Consider the following 15,055-nt stretch of genomic DNA (forward strand, 5'->3'; position numbering starts at 1 on the left):
CCGCGGGGGAGGTGTCACGTCGACGCGAGCAGATCGCGGGCCCCGGCCTGGCCGGGCACCTTCGGGACGGCGGCCCCTTCGGGGAGCTCCTCGCCCAGCAGCAGCCGCCGGACGACCCGCTCGGCGGCCCGCCCGTCGTCGTAGGCGCAGAACCGCTCCCGGAAGCCCGCCCGCAGCCGTGCCGACTCCTCGTCGCGCCAGCTGCCGGAGGCCAGCAGCCGGGCCAGCTCCCGGTAGCTGCGCGAGACCTGGCCGGGCGCGTCGGCGGTGATGTCGAAGTAGGCGCCCCGGCTCGCCGTGTACGCGGCCCAGTCGTCGGCGTGGACGACGATCGGCCGGTCCAGGTTGGCGTAGTCGAACATCAGGGCCGAGTAGTCGGTGACCAGGACGTCGGAGGCGAGCATGACGTCCTCGACGCGCGGCTCGTCGGTCGCGTCCACCAGCACCCCGCGCCGGTGCAGGTCGGCCAGGCCCGTCCCGCGCGCCGGACCGGTCGCCAGCGACGGGTGCAGCCGTACGACGAGGGTGTGCCCTTCGCCCAGGTCGGCGGCGAGCCGGGCCAGGTCGAGCCGGTCGACGTGCCCGCCGCGCACGTACTCGCGGCGGGTCGGCGCGTACAGCACGACCGTGTGACCGGGCGGGATCCCGAGCCGCGCGCGGACCGCGAGACCCGCCTGCGCGTCGGCGTTCACCAGCACGTCGTTGCGCGGGCTCCCGGTCCGCACCGAGGTGAAGTGGCACGGGTACGCCCGCTCCCACACCAGCTCGGAGTGCTGGTTGGCGACCAGGCTGTAGTCCCAGCGGTCGGCGCGGCGCAGCATCTGCGGCACGTCCACGCCGTACCGGGCGCCGGGCCGCCGGAGCAGGTCGGCCGCCATGTACTTCAGCGGGGTGCCCTGGTGGGTGTGGATGTGGACGCTGCCCGGCCGTTTGGCCAGGGTGCCGGGCCAGTTGACGTTGTTGACGAGGAAGCCGGCCCGCGCGCCGGCCCGGCGGTAGGCGGGTGAGTCGAGCAGTACGTGCTCCACGCCCGCCGGGAGCCGCTCGGCCGTCTCCTCGTCGCGCACCACCCACACCCCGCGCAGTTGCGGTGCGATCTCCCGCGCCTTCTCGTAGACGGCTCCGGGATCGCCGAGGACGCCCCGGTGGGAGAACGCGGAGTACAGGACGAGGTGCGGGTCCAACGGACGAAGCCGGCGCAGGGCGTTCGGCCCCCGGCGCAGCCGCCCGGCGGCCGCCCGGCCCGCCTGCCCGCCGCGCCGGGCGAACTCCCGGCCCGTCTGCCCGGCCTTCCGCTTGATCCGATAGGCCGCGTAACCGCCTTCCAGCAGGCGGAGTTCGGCGGGCACCGGCTCACCGGCCGGTTTGTGGCGGGCGAACAGCTCGGCCGTACGGCGGAAGAACTCGTGCTTGTCCGACGGCGGCAGCCGGTCCGGCTTGGCGAGGATGTCGAGACAGTGCTCGCCCATCTTGCGGTGCAGATACGGCCGCCAGCCGGCCAGTGCGGGGCGGGAGTCGACGAAGGCGAAGACCCGCTCGTACTGGTCGTGGATGTCGAAGTGCTTACGGCTGGTGGTGGACAGGATGTTGCCCTGCCTCCGCTGGCGGTAGTTCAGGCAGATCCGGTCCAGCGTGGCGATCCGCTCCGCGCTGAGCATGACCGGGAACGTCCAGGGGGTGTCCTCGTAGTAGCCGGGCGGGAAGGAGAAGCCGTTCCGCTCGACGAACTCCCGCCGGTGGACCTTGTTCCACACGACCATCAACAGGTCGAGGATCTCCGGGCGTTCGACGGCCGTGAAGGTGCCGTCACCCGCCTCCGCGAGGATGTGGGCCAGGGCGTTCCTGCGGGTGCCGCCCCACCAGTAGGTGCGCGCGTAGTCGAAGACCAGCACGTCCGGGTCGCCGGTCTCGTCGAGCCGGTCGGCCATCGCGCGCAGCGCGCCCGGAGTGAGGGCGTCGTCGCTGTCGAGGAAGAACAGGTAGTCGCCGCCCGCGAGCGGCATACCGGCGTTGCGGGCGCGGCCGAGGCCCGCGTTCTCCGGCAGGTGCAGGACCCGGACACGGTCGTCGCGGGCCGCGTACTCGTCGAGGATCGCACCGCAGCCGTCGGGCGAGCGGTCGTCGACGGCGATCACCTCGATGTCCCGGTACGACTGCTCCAGGACCGAGTCGAGACACTCGCGCAGGAAGCCCTGCACCTTGAAGCAGGGGACGATGATGCTGAAGCGGGGCACTGCGGAGGTCAGCTCCTTACGAGGGTGGAGGCGGCGGGGGCCGGGACGCGCTCGGCGAGCGGCCGCACGGGCTCGATCGCCTCCGGCGGCTCGCCGAGCAGCACCCGGCGCACCACGCGCTCGGCGGCCCGGCCGTCGTCGAACTGGCAGAAACGGGACCGGAACGCGGCCCGGCGGGCGGCGGCCCCGGCGTCCGCGTACGAGCCGTCGCGGAACAACCGGGCCAGCTCCTCGGGCGTGCCGGCGACCGGCCCGGGCGGGGACTCCAGCAGGTCGAAGTAGACGCCGCGGGTCTCCCGGTAGACGTCCCAGTCGTCGGCGTACACGACGATCGGGCGGTCCAGGTTGGCGTAGTCGAACATGATCGACGAGTAGTCGGTGACCAGCGCGTCGGCGGCCAGACAGACCTCCTCGGAGGAGCGGTGACCGGTGACGTCGATGACCCGGCCGGTGCCGCGCCGGCCGCCCCCGTCGTAGAAGTAGTGCGCCCGCAGCAGCACGACCACGTCCTCGCCGGCCGCCTCGCAGAAGGCCTCCAGGTCCAGGCCCGGCTCGAAGCCGGTGCGGTAGTCGCGGTGGGTGGGCGCGTACAGGACGGCCGTGCTGCCCTCCGGCACCCCGAGCTCCCGCCGGACCCGGGCCACGTCGGCCGCGGTCGCCGTGTAGAAGACGTCGTTGCGCGGATAGCCGTACTCCAGCTGCTCGTAGGAGCCAGGGAAGGCGCGCTCCCACATCTGGGTGGAGTGGGTGTTGGAGGAGAGGTTGTAGTCCCAGCGGTCCACGCGGCCCAGCAGCTTGGTGAAGGAGCCGGTCGCGGCGGCGACGACCGGGTACGTCGACTGGTCGACGCCCATCTTCTTGAGCGGGGTGCCGTGCTGGGTCTGCACATGCACACTGCCCTCGCGCTTGACCACGCCCTCCGCGAAGTTGGCGTTGTTGACGAGGTACTTGGCGCGGGCCAGGACCTCCCAGCAGCGGCGGCTGCCGATGACGGCGTGGTCGACGCCGGCCGGCATCGCGTGCGCCTGGCCCGCCTCGACGAGGAACACCGAGCGGATGTGCGGGGCGAGTTCGGCGGCCTTGGCGTGGATCGCGGCCGGGCTGCACGCGTAGCCGCGCCCCCAGTAGGCGCAGTACACCGCCAGGTTCGGGTCGATAGGGCGGCGCAGCCGGCGCCGGTAGAACAGGCGGGTGCGCAGACCCTGGGGACGCGGGAGGCGCTCGAGCGCGCCCGCGGCCTTCCGGTTGGCGCCGCGCAGCGCGCGGAACGCGGTGTACGCCCCCGCCGCCAGCAGCCGGTGCTGCACCCCCAGGCTGCCGCCCGGCCCGCGGAAGCCGGCCGGGCGGTGACGCCGGTACAGCCGGCCCGCGCGGCGGAAGAAGGCCCGGCGGCGGCGCCCGGTCAGCCGGGCCGGATCCGCGGCCGTCTTCAGGACGGCCGCGAAGAGCTGTTCGAAGAGGGCGCCCGACCGTTCGCCGGACAGCCCGCATTCGGCAGCCCGGGTCAGCACCGCCTCGGTCCGGTCGAGAAGCTCAGGATGGTGCGCGCCCGGCAGGTTCAGCCGGTTGCCCTGCCGCCGCAGCAGATGCCGTACGACGACCGAGCGCAGCACCGCGATCCGCTCGGCGTGCACGGTGACCAGGCCGCCGAAGCCGACGTCCGTGAAGTGCCCGTCGGGGAAGTCGAGCCGGTGCTCGGCGACGAAGGAGCGCCGGTAGACCGTGCCCCACGCGGGCAGCCGCACGCCGGTGACGTGCGGGGCCTCGGCGGGGGAGAAGGCGCCCTTCGGTGTCCCCGCCAGCAGCGGGGCGGCCGGGTTGGCCGGCTCGCCGTCCCACCACGGGGTGCGCTCGTGCTCGGTGTACAGCACGTCGACGTCGCCGGTCTCGGTCAGCCGGGCGTCCAGCGTCGCCAGGGCGCCCGGGGCGAGGACGTCGTCGCCGTCGAGGAACAGCAGATACGCGCCGGTCGCCGCCCGCATCCCGGTGTTGCGCGCCCCGCTCAGCCCGGCGGACGGTGGCGAGTGCACCGGGGCCACCCGGGAGTCCCGCCGCGCGTACCCGGCGGCGAGGGCCGCGGCCGGGGTGCCGGGCGCGTCGCTGACCGGGATCAGCTCGAAGTCGCCGAAGGACTGGGCCAGGACGGAGTCCAGCGCCAGGGACAACCGGCCCGCGACCCCATGGGACGGGACGATGATGCTGAAGCGGGGCATGCTGCTCTTTCTCTGTCGTTGCGGCGGACGGTCCCCGGCGGAGGGTCTGCGGCGGACCTCTGTGGCGGATCGTCTGCGGCTGTCGGGCCGTGGCGGTCGGTCTGCGGCGGTCGGACTGGGGCGGGGGCCGTGGCGGTCGGTCTCGGCGGCGTTCTTCAGGCGGTACGGCCGGGCCGCCCGGCGGGCCGCCGGCTGGACGGCCGGGTCGGGGTGGGCCGTGACGGGCCGGAGGGCATGGCAACTCCCCTGAGGGCGGGCGGGGTTCAGCGTCGGTCGGTGACGGGGAGGGCCGGGCCGGCGGGCGGTGGCACATGGGCGAGCGCCGGGCGCCCCGCGGGCATCGTCGCCGAGGCGGCGGCCGACGGCACCGGACGGCGCTGGGCGAGCGGCACGACCGGGGGCAGCAGCGTCTCGCCCAGCACCACCCGCCGCACGACGCGCTCGGCGGCGCGGCCGTCGTCGTACGGGCAGAACCGCTCGCGGAACGCGGCCCGCAGCTGGGTGGAACGGGAGCCGCGCCAGTGACCGGTCGCGAAGATGCCGACCAGTTCGTCCTCGCTGCGGGCGAGTGCGCCCGGCGGGCAGGCGCGCAGGTCGAAGTAGGTGCCGCGGGCCGCCTCGTAGGCCTCCCGGTCGTCGGCGTGGATCACGATCGGGCGGTCCAGGCCGGCGTAGTCGAACATGAGGGACGAGTAGTCGGTGACCAGGGCGTCCGAGGCCAGGCAGAGGGACTCCACGCTCGGGTGGTCGGTGACGTCGATGACGCCGGGCACCGGCCGGCCGGCCGGCGCCTCCTGCCAGTAGTGGGACCGGGCCAGGATCACGAAGCGGGGCCCCAGCCGGCGCAGGACCCGCTCCAGGTCGAGGGGGGAGCGCTGGACGCGGCGGTAGTCGCGGTGGGTGGGCGCGTAGAGGACGGCGACCGTGTCGCGGGGGATGCCGAGGGACTCGCGCAGCCGGGCCACGTCCGCCGGGGTCGCCCGCTGGAAGACGTCGTTGCGGGGATAGCCGTACTCGAGGGTCTCGTACCGCCCCGGGTAGACGCGCTCCCAGGTGAGGGTGGTGTGGCGGTTGGCCGACAGGACGTAGTCCCATTTGTCGACGCCTCTCAGCAGCTCGGCGAAGTCCATGCCGCGGGCGGCCGCCGGGCGCTCCTGGAGGTCGAGGCCCATGTGCTTGAGGGGCGTGCCGTGCTGGGTCTGCACGAAGACCTGGCCGGGGCGCTTGACCAGCCGCCGGTCGAAGTTGACGTTGTTCACCAGGTACTTGGAGCGGGCCAGCGCCGTCCAGTAGGCGGCCGTCCCGGGACGCACCTGGCGGGGGCCCGGCGGGACGGACGCCTGGTGCTCGGGGCGGGCGATCCACGCCGTGCGCACCTGCGGCGCGAAGGTACGGAACGCGGCCTCCAGCGCCCCCGGGTTGCAGCTGTGCCCGCGGCCCCAGTACGCGGCGAACACGGCCCGGTCGGCGCGCAGCGGCAGCTTCAACTGGACGCGGTAGTGGGCCTGGAGGACGGCCGCCCGCAGCCCGCGGGCGAGTTTCGAGACGGCCTTGTGGGTGCGCCGGCGCACGGTCATGGACGCCTGGAGCACCCGGTAGGTGCGGTGCACGCCGAAGTGGACCAGCGTGTGGCGCAGCCGGGAGCGCAACGGGACCGGGACGCCCGGGGTGCGGTAGCGGCGGTAGTGCGCGCGGGCCCTGCGCAGGAACTCGGCGCGCGAACCGCGCGGGAGCCGGTCGCGCTTGGTGAAGACCGTCGAGAGGTGGTCGACCATGCGGCGGAACAACACCGGTCGCCAGTGGGCGAGTTCGGGCCGCTGCTCGACGAACGCGAAGACCCGGTCGTACTGCTCGAAGACGTCGAAGTGGCCCCGGCTGGTGGTGGACAGGATGTTGCCCCGGCGGCGCTGGCGGTAGTGCACGCAGACCCGGTCGAGCGTCGCGAGCGACTCCGCGGCCATCAGCGCCGGGTACGTCCACGGGGTGTCCTCGTAGTAGCCGGACGGGAACGTCAGGCCCACGCCCTCGACGAACTCCCGCCGGTAGGCCTTGTTCCAGGCCACCATCAGCACCCTGAGCAGCCCCGGGCGGTCCTCGAGCCGGAAGGGCGCGGTGCCCTCCTCGGAGAGCTGCGCCGCGAACTGGTTGCGGACGGTCTCGCCCGACCAGTACGTGCTCGCGTAGTCGTAGACCAGGACGTCCGGCTCGTCCGTCTCCCGCAACCGGTCGGCGATCGCGCGCAGGGCGTCCGGGGTGAGCGTGTCGTCGGAGTCCAGGAACAGCAGGTAGTCGCCGGTCGCCCGCTCCAGCCCGGCATTGCGGGCCTGCCCCAGGCCGACGTTCTCCGGGAGGTGCACGGCGCGCACGCGCGTGTCACGGGCCGCGAACTCGTCGATGATCTCGCCGCAGGCGTCCGGCGAACGGTCGTCGACGACGATCAGCTCGAGATCGGCGAACGACTGGGACAGCACCGATTCGAGGCACTCGTGCAGGTACGCCTGAACCTTGTACGCGGGGACGATGACACTGAACCTGGGCAAGGCACATCCATGGGTCGGCGCGGACGGAAGACAGGGCCTTGCCCGGGAACGGCCGATGGAGTGAATTGGTTACGGTTCGTACGGCATACGGGGGATTGCGGGTGAACGGAAAGGGGCGGGCCGATGACCCGGCCCGCCCCTGCTCCACCGGCCACTTGACCAGCCGCCCGACGACCGCACGCTCGGCTACTTGACCGCGCCCGCCATCACGCCGGACACGAACTGCCGCTGGAACGCGAAGAACACGGCCAGCGGGATCACCATCGAGATGAACGCGCCGGGCGCGAGCACGTCGATGTTGTTGCCGAACTGCCGTACCTGTGTCTGGAGGGCGACCGTGATCGGCTGGCTGTCGGCGTTGGTGAACACCAGCGCGACCAGCATGTCGTTCCACACCCACAGGAACTGGAAGATGCCCAGGGACGCGATCGCGGGGGCGCCCAGCGGCATCACGACACGGGCGAACAGCCGCAGTTCACCGGCTCCGTCGAGACGGGCCGCCTCCAGCAGCTCGCGCGGGATCTCCGCGAAGAAGTTCCGCAGCAGGAACACCGAGAAGGGCAGTCCGAACCCGACGTGGAACAGGATCACGCCCAGGATGTTCCCGAACAGGCCGACTTTGCCGAACAGTTCGGCGATCGGGATGAGCGCCACCTGCACGGGCACGACCAGCAGCCCCACGACGCCCAGGAACCACCAGTCCCGGCCCGGGAACTCCATCCACGCGAACGCGTAGCCCGCGAGCGCGCCGATGACGACGACCAGGACCGTCGCCGGCACCGTGATCAGCACGGTGTTGACCAGGGAGCCGGTGATGTCGCCGTTCTCCAGCAGCTTCCGGTAGCTGTCGAAGGTGAGTTGGGAGGGTTCGCTGAACACCGTCCACCAGCCGTCGGCGCTCATGTCCTCCGGGGAGCGCAGCGAGGAGATGAGCAGCCCGATGGTCGGCACCAGCCAGAACAGGCCGACGACGACCAGGAAGGCGCGCACCAGCCCGCCGTTGAGCTTCTCCAGGACCCACTCGAGCCGCTTCCTCGCCCCTGTCGGCCCCGTCGCCCCTGTCGGCCCCGTCGGCCCCGTCGCCCTCGTCGTCTCCGTCGTCCCCGTCACCGCCGCACCTCCCGCCTGAGCCGACGCACGTTGAACCACATCACCGGGATCACCAGCAGCAGCAGGAACACCGCGATGGCGCTGGCGATGCCGGGCTGGTCCTCGGAGAAGCCCTTGCGGTACAGCTCCAGGGCGAGCACGTTCGCGTCGTCCTGCGAGGAACCGGGGGCGATGATGAAGACCAGGTCGAAGACCTTCAGCACGTTGATCATCAGGGTGACGGCGACGACCGCGAGGACCGGCGCCAGCAGCGGGACGGTGACTCTGCGGAACACCTGCCACTCGTTGGCGCCGTCCACCCGGGCCGCTTCGAGCAGCTCCCGCGGGATCCCCGCCAGGCCGGCCGCGATCAGCACCATCGCGAAGCCCGCCCACATCCAGATGTACGAGCCGATGATGGCCGGCGTGACCAGCGACGGGCCGAGCCAGTCCAGGCCGTTGTACGCCTCCTTGAAGTTGCCCGCGGGCAAACGGAGTCGGGCTCCGTCGGCCTTGGCGGGAAGCGTGAAGGTGCCGTCGTCGGCCGCCTTCGTCGAGGCCACCACCCTGCCGTCCTTGACCGCCTCGATCTTCATTCCGGCGTAGCCCAGTTCGGACGGGTCGGGCGTGCCGAGGGTGCCGACGCCCTTGCCGCGGGTGAAGTCCTGCCAGGCGGTACCGGTGATCTTCCCTTGCTCGGGCCGCGCCTGCACGGCCTTCTCCGCGCCGCCGGGCATCTGGTCGGGGGCGACGCCGACCAGCGGAAGGGCGACCGGGACGCCGGTGCGGACCGGGGCCTTGGTGATGAAGCCGCCGTCCTGCGGTCGCAGCGGCGAGTCGCGGCCCGGGTGGGCCTTCGGGAACGCCGACGACTCGGCGAACGTGTCGTGGACGCCCACCCACACCGCGTTGGCGACGCCCTTGTCCGGGTCCTGGTCGTAGACCAGCCGGAAGATGATGCCGGCGGCGAGCATCGAGATCGCCATCGGCATGAAGACGACCAGCTTGAACGCGGTGCCCCAGCGCACCCGTTCGGTCAGTACCGCGAAGACGAGACCGAGCGCGGTCGCGACGGTCGGCGCGAACACCACCCAGATCACGTTGTTCTTCAGGGCGGTACGGATGCCCTCGTCCGTGAAGAGGGCCTTGTAGTTGTCGACGCCGGCGAAGCCGTCGCCGGACTGGTCGTAGAAACTGCGCACGACCGAGTACCCGATCGGGTAGACCACGAGCGCGCCGAGCAGCACCAGGGCGGGCAGCAGGAACAGCGCTGCCACGGTCCTTCGGGTGCCGGTCACACTCCTGCGCGGGCGAGGAGGGGCGGGGGCCCCGGGGGCCCCCGCCGCCGCGGGCGTCGCCATCTCCGCGTCAGTTCCCGTACGCCGCTGCCGCGTCCGACTCCAGTTTCGCCTGGATGCCGGCCACGTCCGTCGGGTTCTTCAGGAAGTCCTGGAGGTCCTTCCACTCGCCCTTGCCGGGGGTGCCGCCGAAGGCCTGCGGGGCCTGGTCGGACATGTCGAAGCGGAAGTCGTCGCCGGCCGCGATCAGCGCCTTGGCGATCGTGCGCTGGACCTCGTTCGGGTACACGGAGACATCGACGTTCTTGTTCGGCGAGAGATAGCCGCCGAGCTTCGCCTGGATCTCCGCCGCGTCCGGCGAGGCCAGGAAGGTCGCCAGCGCCTGCGCGCCCTTGGAGTCCTTCAGGATGACGGCCGCGTCACCGCCGGAGACCACCGGCGCGGTGTCGCCGGCCTTCGGGAACGGGAACACCTTGGCGTCCGTGCCGACCTTCGACTTGGTGTCGGCGATGTTGACCTGGACGAAGTCGCCCTCGTAGACCATGGCCGCCTTCGGCTGCTCGCCGCCGGTGAAGGTCTGGGTCACCGAGGCGGGGAACTCGGTCTGGAGCGCGCCGCTCGCGCCGCCCGCCACCCAGTCCTTCTTGCCCCAGATCTGGGCCAGGGTGGTCAGGGCCTCCTTCACGGAGGGGTCCGTCCACTTGATCTTGTGCTGGGCGAGCTGGTCGTACTTCTCCGGACCCGCCTGGGAGAGGTAGACGTTCTCGAACCAGTCGGTGAGGGTCCAGCCGTCGGCGCCGCCGATGGAGAACGGGGTGACGCCGGAGTCGTACACCGTCTGCGCGGTGGTCAGCAGGTCCTTCCACGTCGCGGGGTCGGTGGCGCCCGCGTTCTCGAAGACCTTGGCGTTGTACCAGATCAGCGACTTGTTGGCGGCCTTGTAGTAGACGCCGTACTGCTTGTCGCCCACCTTCCCGATGTCCTGCCAGCCCTGCGAGTAGTTCTTCGCGAGCTCCGCCTGGGCCTCGACGCCCAGCGGTTTGGCCCAGCCCTTGTCGGCGGCCTGCTTGATGGCGCCGGGCTGCGGCAGCATCGCGACGTCCGGCGGTGAGCCGCCCGCGATCTTCGAGCCCAGGAAGTTGATGATCGGGTCCTGGGCGGGCACGAAGGTGATCTTCGCGCCGGTGCGTTTCTCGAACTCGGCGAGGACCTTCTTGAAGTTCGCCTGTTCGGTGCCGGTCCATACGGCGGCCACTTCGAGCGTGGTGCCGTCGAGCTTGGGGAGGGTGAGGGTGCCGCCGGATTCCTTGGCTCCGGTGCTGCTTTCGCTTCCGCCGCTCTTGTCGTCGTCGCTGCCGCACGCCGTGAGCGAGAGCGCGAGCGCTCCCGCCAGGAGCGTGGCGGCCGCCTTCACGGTCCTGCGTGTCCGGATGGTGTTGCTCGTGCTGCGCATCACTGCCCCGTTCTTCGTCCTCGTCGACTCGTGAACGTTCGAGCGCTGTCCCGTGAGCACTGGTCTACGCCGGGTGCCTGGGCTCGGCAAGGGCGCCTGTGCTGTCAAGCGGGGGATCGTGACCGCGTCGTGATCGCGAGGTGCGCGAATTTCGATGCGGGGGCGGTGCGTGTGGCCCGACGCGCGCGCCGACCGGGGGCCACCGCCCCCGGTCACCCGTTCAGGTCACCCGTTGCGGACCCGCTCGGACCGGCTTCGGCCCGGACGGGCCTCACGCGCCCCCGGCGGGTGCGCCCCCGGACGGGCTGAGCTGCCGCGCGGCTCGCTCCAGGGCGCTGGCCAGCAGGGCCAGGTCCGTCGGGCCGTTGCCCAGTTCCCGTACCGGGCGACGGGCCGGGGGGTCGCCCATGCGCTGCCACTCCAGGGGGACCACCGTGGGGCGCAGCGTCGCCGTACGGGGGATGCGGCCCGTGACGCGGCCGCCCTGGAAGGGGGTGAGGCGGCCGTCCGCGCCCTTGAGCCGGCCGCGGCCCGGCGCCGGTTCGTCCGTGCCGGAACCCGGCGGGTCCAGAGTGATCCGAACGGTGGACAGCCGGGCCGGTTCCGACTCCGCCGTGCGGCCCCCGGGGCCCGCCGCGGCCACCAGGTGCACGCCGAGCCGCTCGCCCTCGCGGGCCACCGCCTCCAGCGCGCGCATGACCGAGCCGGCGGCCGGCCGGCCCGGGGAGCCGAGGGCGGGGGAGACGAGAGCGTCCAGGTCGTCGACGACCACCACCAGACGGGGCAGCGGGGGTATCGTCTCGGCCCGCTGCCGGGCGGCCGCTCCCGGGCGCAGCCGCAGCGTGGTGCTGGGCGGGGCCTCGATGTCGGCGGCGCCGCCGCCGGAGCCGCCGGGTCCGGCCCCCGGCGACGGGGCGTTCGGGGTGCGCTGCGGGACGATCCGGCCGGACACCGCGCGCTGCGTGTGCCACTCCACGAAGCCGCAACGGCCCAGCAGTTCGGACCGCCGCTTCAGCTCGGCGCTCAGTGACTGCGCGAACTCCCGCATGCGGACCGGGTCGTTGGCGGTGAGGTGGGTGGTGACATGCGGTACGTCCGTACAGATCCGCAGGCCGTCGCCGTGACCGCCGCCGCCCTTGCCGACGCTGTCACGGCCGTCCAGCAGGATGATGCCCAGCCGGTCCGGCCGCTCGGCCGCGGCCAGCGAGGCCACGACAGCCCGCAGCAGCTCCGTACGCCCGCTGCCGGTCGGGCCCTCGATCAGCAGGTGCGGGCCCTCGGCGACCAGGTCCACGCCGACCGGTCCGCGCGGCCCGGCGCCGAGCACGGCCCACGCCCGTCCGCCGAGCGCCTCGGCGTCGTCGGCCGCGTCCGCCCAGCGGGCCATCAGTGAGGCGGGCGTGGCCCGGGCGAGGCCCAGCTTGTCCAGGAGCCGGGCCGACTGGGGCAGCGGAGCCGACACCCGCGTGTGCCGCTCGCCGCCGCCCGCGCCGTCCGGGCGCAGTGGCGCGAGGGCGCGCGCGAAGCGTTCGGCCCAGGCGAGGGAGACCGCGTCCACCGCGCCGACCGTGCCGGGTCCCACCGGTCCTGGCCGCTCCGTCTCCGCCCCGGCCGGCGCGACCCGCAGCAGCCGCAGCGCCGTCGCCACGTCCCCGCTGAGCAGCGCGACGGCTCCGCACGCGCGGAAGGTGGGCGCCGCCGCGCAGGCCGCTTCGTAGGTGTCGGTCACCGGAGAGGAAGGGGAGGCGGCGGGCGTCTCGGCCAGGCAGACGACGTGTATCCCGGCGCGCGGTCCGGCCACCGCCAGCCGGGCCACCGCCTCGCGCAGGTCCGCGCCGCCGGGATCGCCGTCCACGACGACGACGGTGTACGGGCCGGGGAAACCGCCCTCGTCGGTCTCGTCCGGCACGGCCCAGGAGGGGCGGCGGCCGGCGCCGCGGGGCGCGGGTACCTGGACCGGTGCCGTACCGCTCTGGCCGCTCGTACCGCTCGGGCCGCCCGCGCTGTCGGCCAGGTGGTCCTCCAGACGGCGCAGCAGTTCGTCGGCGCGGGCCGTGGCCTGGTCGCGGTCGTAGGCGAGCAGGAGACGGCAGTCCTGTCCGTGCCCCGGGCGCAGCTGCGGCAGCCAGCCCAGCCAGGCCCACTCGGCGACCCGCTCCTCCTCGGAACGCGCGCGGTCCGTGCTGATCAGGACGATTTCCAGGGTGTCGGGGGAGTGCAGCGCGGCGAGCTGGGCCAGCACCGCGCGCGCCAGCCCGGACAGCCGGGGGCGCGGCCCGGCCAGACCGAGCGCGCCGACCTCGCGCAGCCCCGTCGTCACCGGTACGGCGGGCAGCAGGCCCGAGCCGTCGGGCGCCGGCCGGTCGGCGGTGCCGAGCCGCACGGTGAGCGCCTCGGGGTGCCCCGGGCCGCGTTCCCACAGCCGGGGGCCGGGGCCCAGCGCCGTCAGCAGCAGCGCGGCCGGGTCCGGCCAGGTCTCCGGCGCGGGGGACGCGGCGGCCGACGGGTACGACCGCGCTGCGGCCTCCTCGTCCTCGTGGGTCCCGGGGGCGTCCGTGTCCTGCGTGTCGCCGCGACCGCCGGCCAGCCGGCGCGCCCACGCGGAGAGACCGCCGCGTTTGCGCATGCCCGGGGGCACGTCGGTGCCGCGCAGCGGGGTGCCTTTACGGCGGGAGGACGCGCGCGGATCGGCTTCGGACGCGTCGTCGTAGGGGGACGCGGCCGGGGAACCGGACGAAGGGTGGGACGAAGGGCCGGACAGGGCGGCGGGGTCGGGAGCGGAGGCGGCGGGGCGGTGCGGGGTGCCCGCGTCCTCCGGCGCGCCGTGCGGTCCCCTGACGTCGTCGTACGGCCCCGTGAACGAGCCGAGGCCCGAGCGTCCGGCGTGGGTGGCAGAGGAACCCTCACCCGCTCCGGACCCACCACCGGAAGCAGCCGCTCCGGGCGGGTTCCGGCGTGCGGGGTCCCCCGCGCGTGCCTCGCCGCCGCGCCGGCTCTCGATGCGCGGCGCCGTGCCCTGGCCGGGCACCACCGGAGGTGTCGCGTGGGATTCCCCGGTGCCGCGCGTCCGCCCGCCCCGGCCCTCCGACGAGCCGTTCCAGTCGACCGTGCCGTGGGCGTGGCCGGTCGGGCCGGAGGGGCCTTCCCGGTCGCCCGCGCCGCCGCCCGCCGCCCGCGCGTGTGCCGCGCCCGTGGCCGGGCCGTGGCTTCCGCCGGACGGGCCGTCGCCCGCCGCCGGGTCCGTGCCGGCGCAGGGCACCCGGACATGGCCCTCGCCGTCCGGAGTGGTCGCCGCCCGTGGACCCGGACCGCCGGGCGGGGCCAGGCGCAGGGCCGACTCGCCGACGCGCAGCAGAGCGCCGGGGGTGAGGCGGACGGGACGGTCCTGTACCCGGGCGCCGTCCAGGGTGGTGCCGTTGGTGGAGCCGAGGTCGGCGACCGTGACACGGCCCTCGGGGGAGAGCGTCACCGTGCAGTGCAGGCGCGAGACGTCCGGGTCGTCGAGGGGCACGTCGGCGTCGGCGGAGCGGCCCACACGGACCTGGCCGCCGTGCAGCAGATGGACCCCGCCCGAGTCGGGCCCGGCCACCACGTGCAGACGCGCCGGGGCTTCGTCCACCTCGGGATGCGGTTCGGGGTCGGCCGGGGTGCCCAGGGACAGCACGGCGCCGTCGATCAACGGCGGCTCGCCGAGCGTGCAGCGCTGGGTGTCGAGCCGCTCCACGCCCGCGTAGAGCACGACCGCCGCCGCGGAGGAGGCCGACGCGGCGCCCTCCCCGGAGACCGCCGCGGCCAGCGCGGACGCCACCGCGGCCAGCGCCGTGCCGGCGGGCGCGGTGACCAGCACGTCGCAGCTCGCGGTGCGGGCCCTCGCCTGAACTCCCCCCGCGCGAGCGGAGCCCGGCGCGGGGAAGGGCGGGCCCGCCGGGTCTACGACGGTCAGCCGGATCTGCATCGCCGTCAGCGGTCCCTTCTGCACGGGCGCGGGCTTCCCCCCCACCCCACACGAGCACAGCGGCCAGTACTGAAGGCATCCTCGCACCTGTCACTGACAACGCGCCCCACACCCGGGGACAAGTGATCTTGATTGGTCGGCTCTGCCCGCAAAAGTGCCTGACAAGTGGGTCACCGACGATCAGTTGAGATCGGTCACGTACGGCCCCGGCAACCAGGAAGACCGCTCTGAGCGTCTTTCCTTCGGACCACGACGACAGCCCGGTGTCCGCAC

The 15,055-nt window shown here is 73.7% G+C and carries 7 protein-coding genes; all 7 read right to left on the reverse strand.

All coding sequences use genetic code 11. The features are described 5' to 3' along the window. Positions 1–14: 14 nt before the first annotated feature. The gene (locus QQM72_RS25680; RefSeq protein ID WP_314223217.1) at positions 15–2,234 is read right to left on the reverse strand and encodes a bifunctional glycosyltransferase/CDP-glycerol:glycerophosphate glycerophosphotransferase; all 2,220 of its coding nucleotides are present in this window, start codon (positions 2,232–2,234) and stop codon (positions 15–17) included. An 8-nt stretch (positions 2,235–2,242) separates the two neighbouring features. Continuing rightward, the gene (locus QQM72_RS25685) at positions 2,243–4,447 is read right to left on the reverse strand and encodes a bifunctional glycosyltransferase/CDP-glycerol:glycerophosphate glycerophosphotransferase (RefSeq protein WP_314223218.1); all 2,205 of its coding nucleotides are present in this window, start codon (positions 4,445–4,447) and stop codon (positions 2,243–2,245) included. A 263-nt stretch (positions 4,448–4,710) separates the two neighbouring features. Next, complete coding sequence (locus tag QQM72_RS25690) at positions 4,711–6,987, reverse strand: bifunctional glycosyltransferase/CDP-glycerol:glycerophosphate glycerophosphotransferase (protein WP_314223219.1); 2,277 nt, start codon at positions 6,985–6,987, stop codon at positions 4,711–4,713. A 186-nt stretch (positions 6,988–7,173) separates the two neighbouring features. Beyond that, positions 7,174–8,001, reverse strand: a complete 828-nt coding sequence (locus tag QQM72_RS25695) for a carbohydrate ABC transporter permease (RefSeq protein WP_314223344.1) — start codon at positions 7,999–8,001, stop codon at positions 7,174–7,176. 92 nt (positions 8,002–8,093) lie between these two features. Continuing rightward, a complete protein-coding gene (locus QQM72_RS25700; protein ID WP_314223220.1) occupies positions 8,094–9,437 on the reverse strand; it encodes a carbohydrate ABC transporter permease in 1,344 nt (447 codons plus the stop codon). A 7-nt stretch (positions 9,438–9,444) separates the two neighbouring features. Further along, complete coding sequence (locus QQM72_RS25705; RefSeq protein WP_314223221.1) at positions 9,445–10,827, reverse strand: ABC transporter substrate-binding protein; 1,383 nt, start codon at positions 10,825–10,827, stop codon at positions 9,445–9,447. A gap of 271 nt (positions 10,828–11,098) precedes the next feature. After that, positions 11,099–14,782, reverse strand: coding sequence for an FHA domain-containing protein (locus QQM72_RS25710; RefSeq protein ID WP_314223345.1), 3,684 nt, complete (start codon positions 14,780–14,782; stop codon positions 11,099–11,101). Between the last annotated feature and the right edge of the window lie 273 nt (positions 14,783–15,055).

This window comes from Streptomyces zaehneri (genome assembly GCF_032248645.1).
Lineage (GTDB): Bacteria > Actinomycetota > Actinomycetes > Streptomycetales > Streptomycetaceae > Streptomyces > Streptomyces coriariae.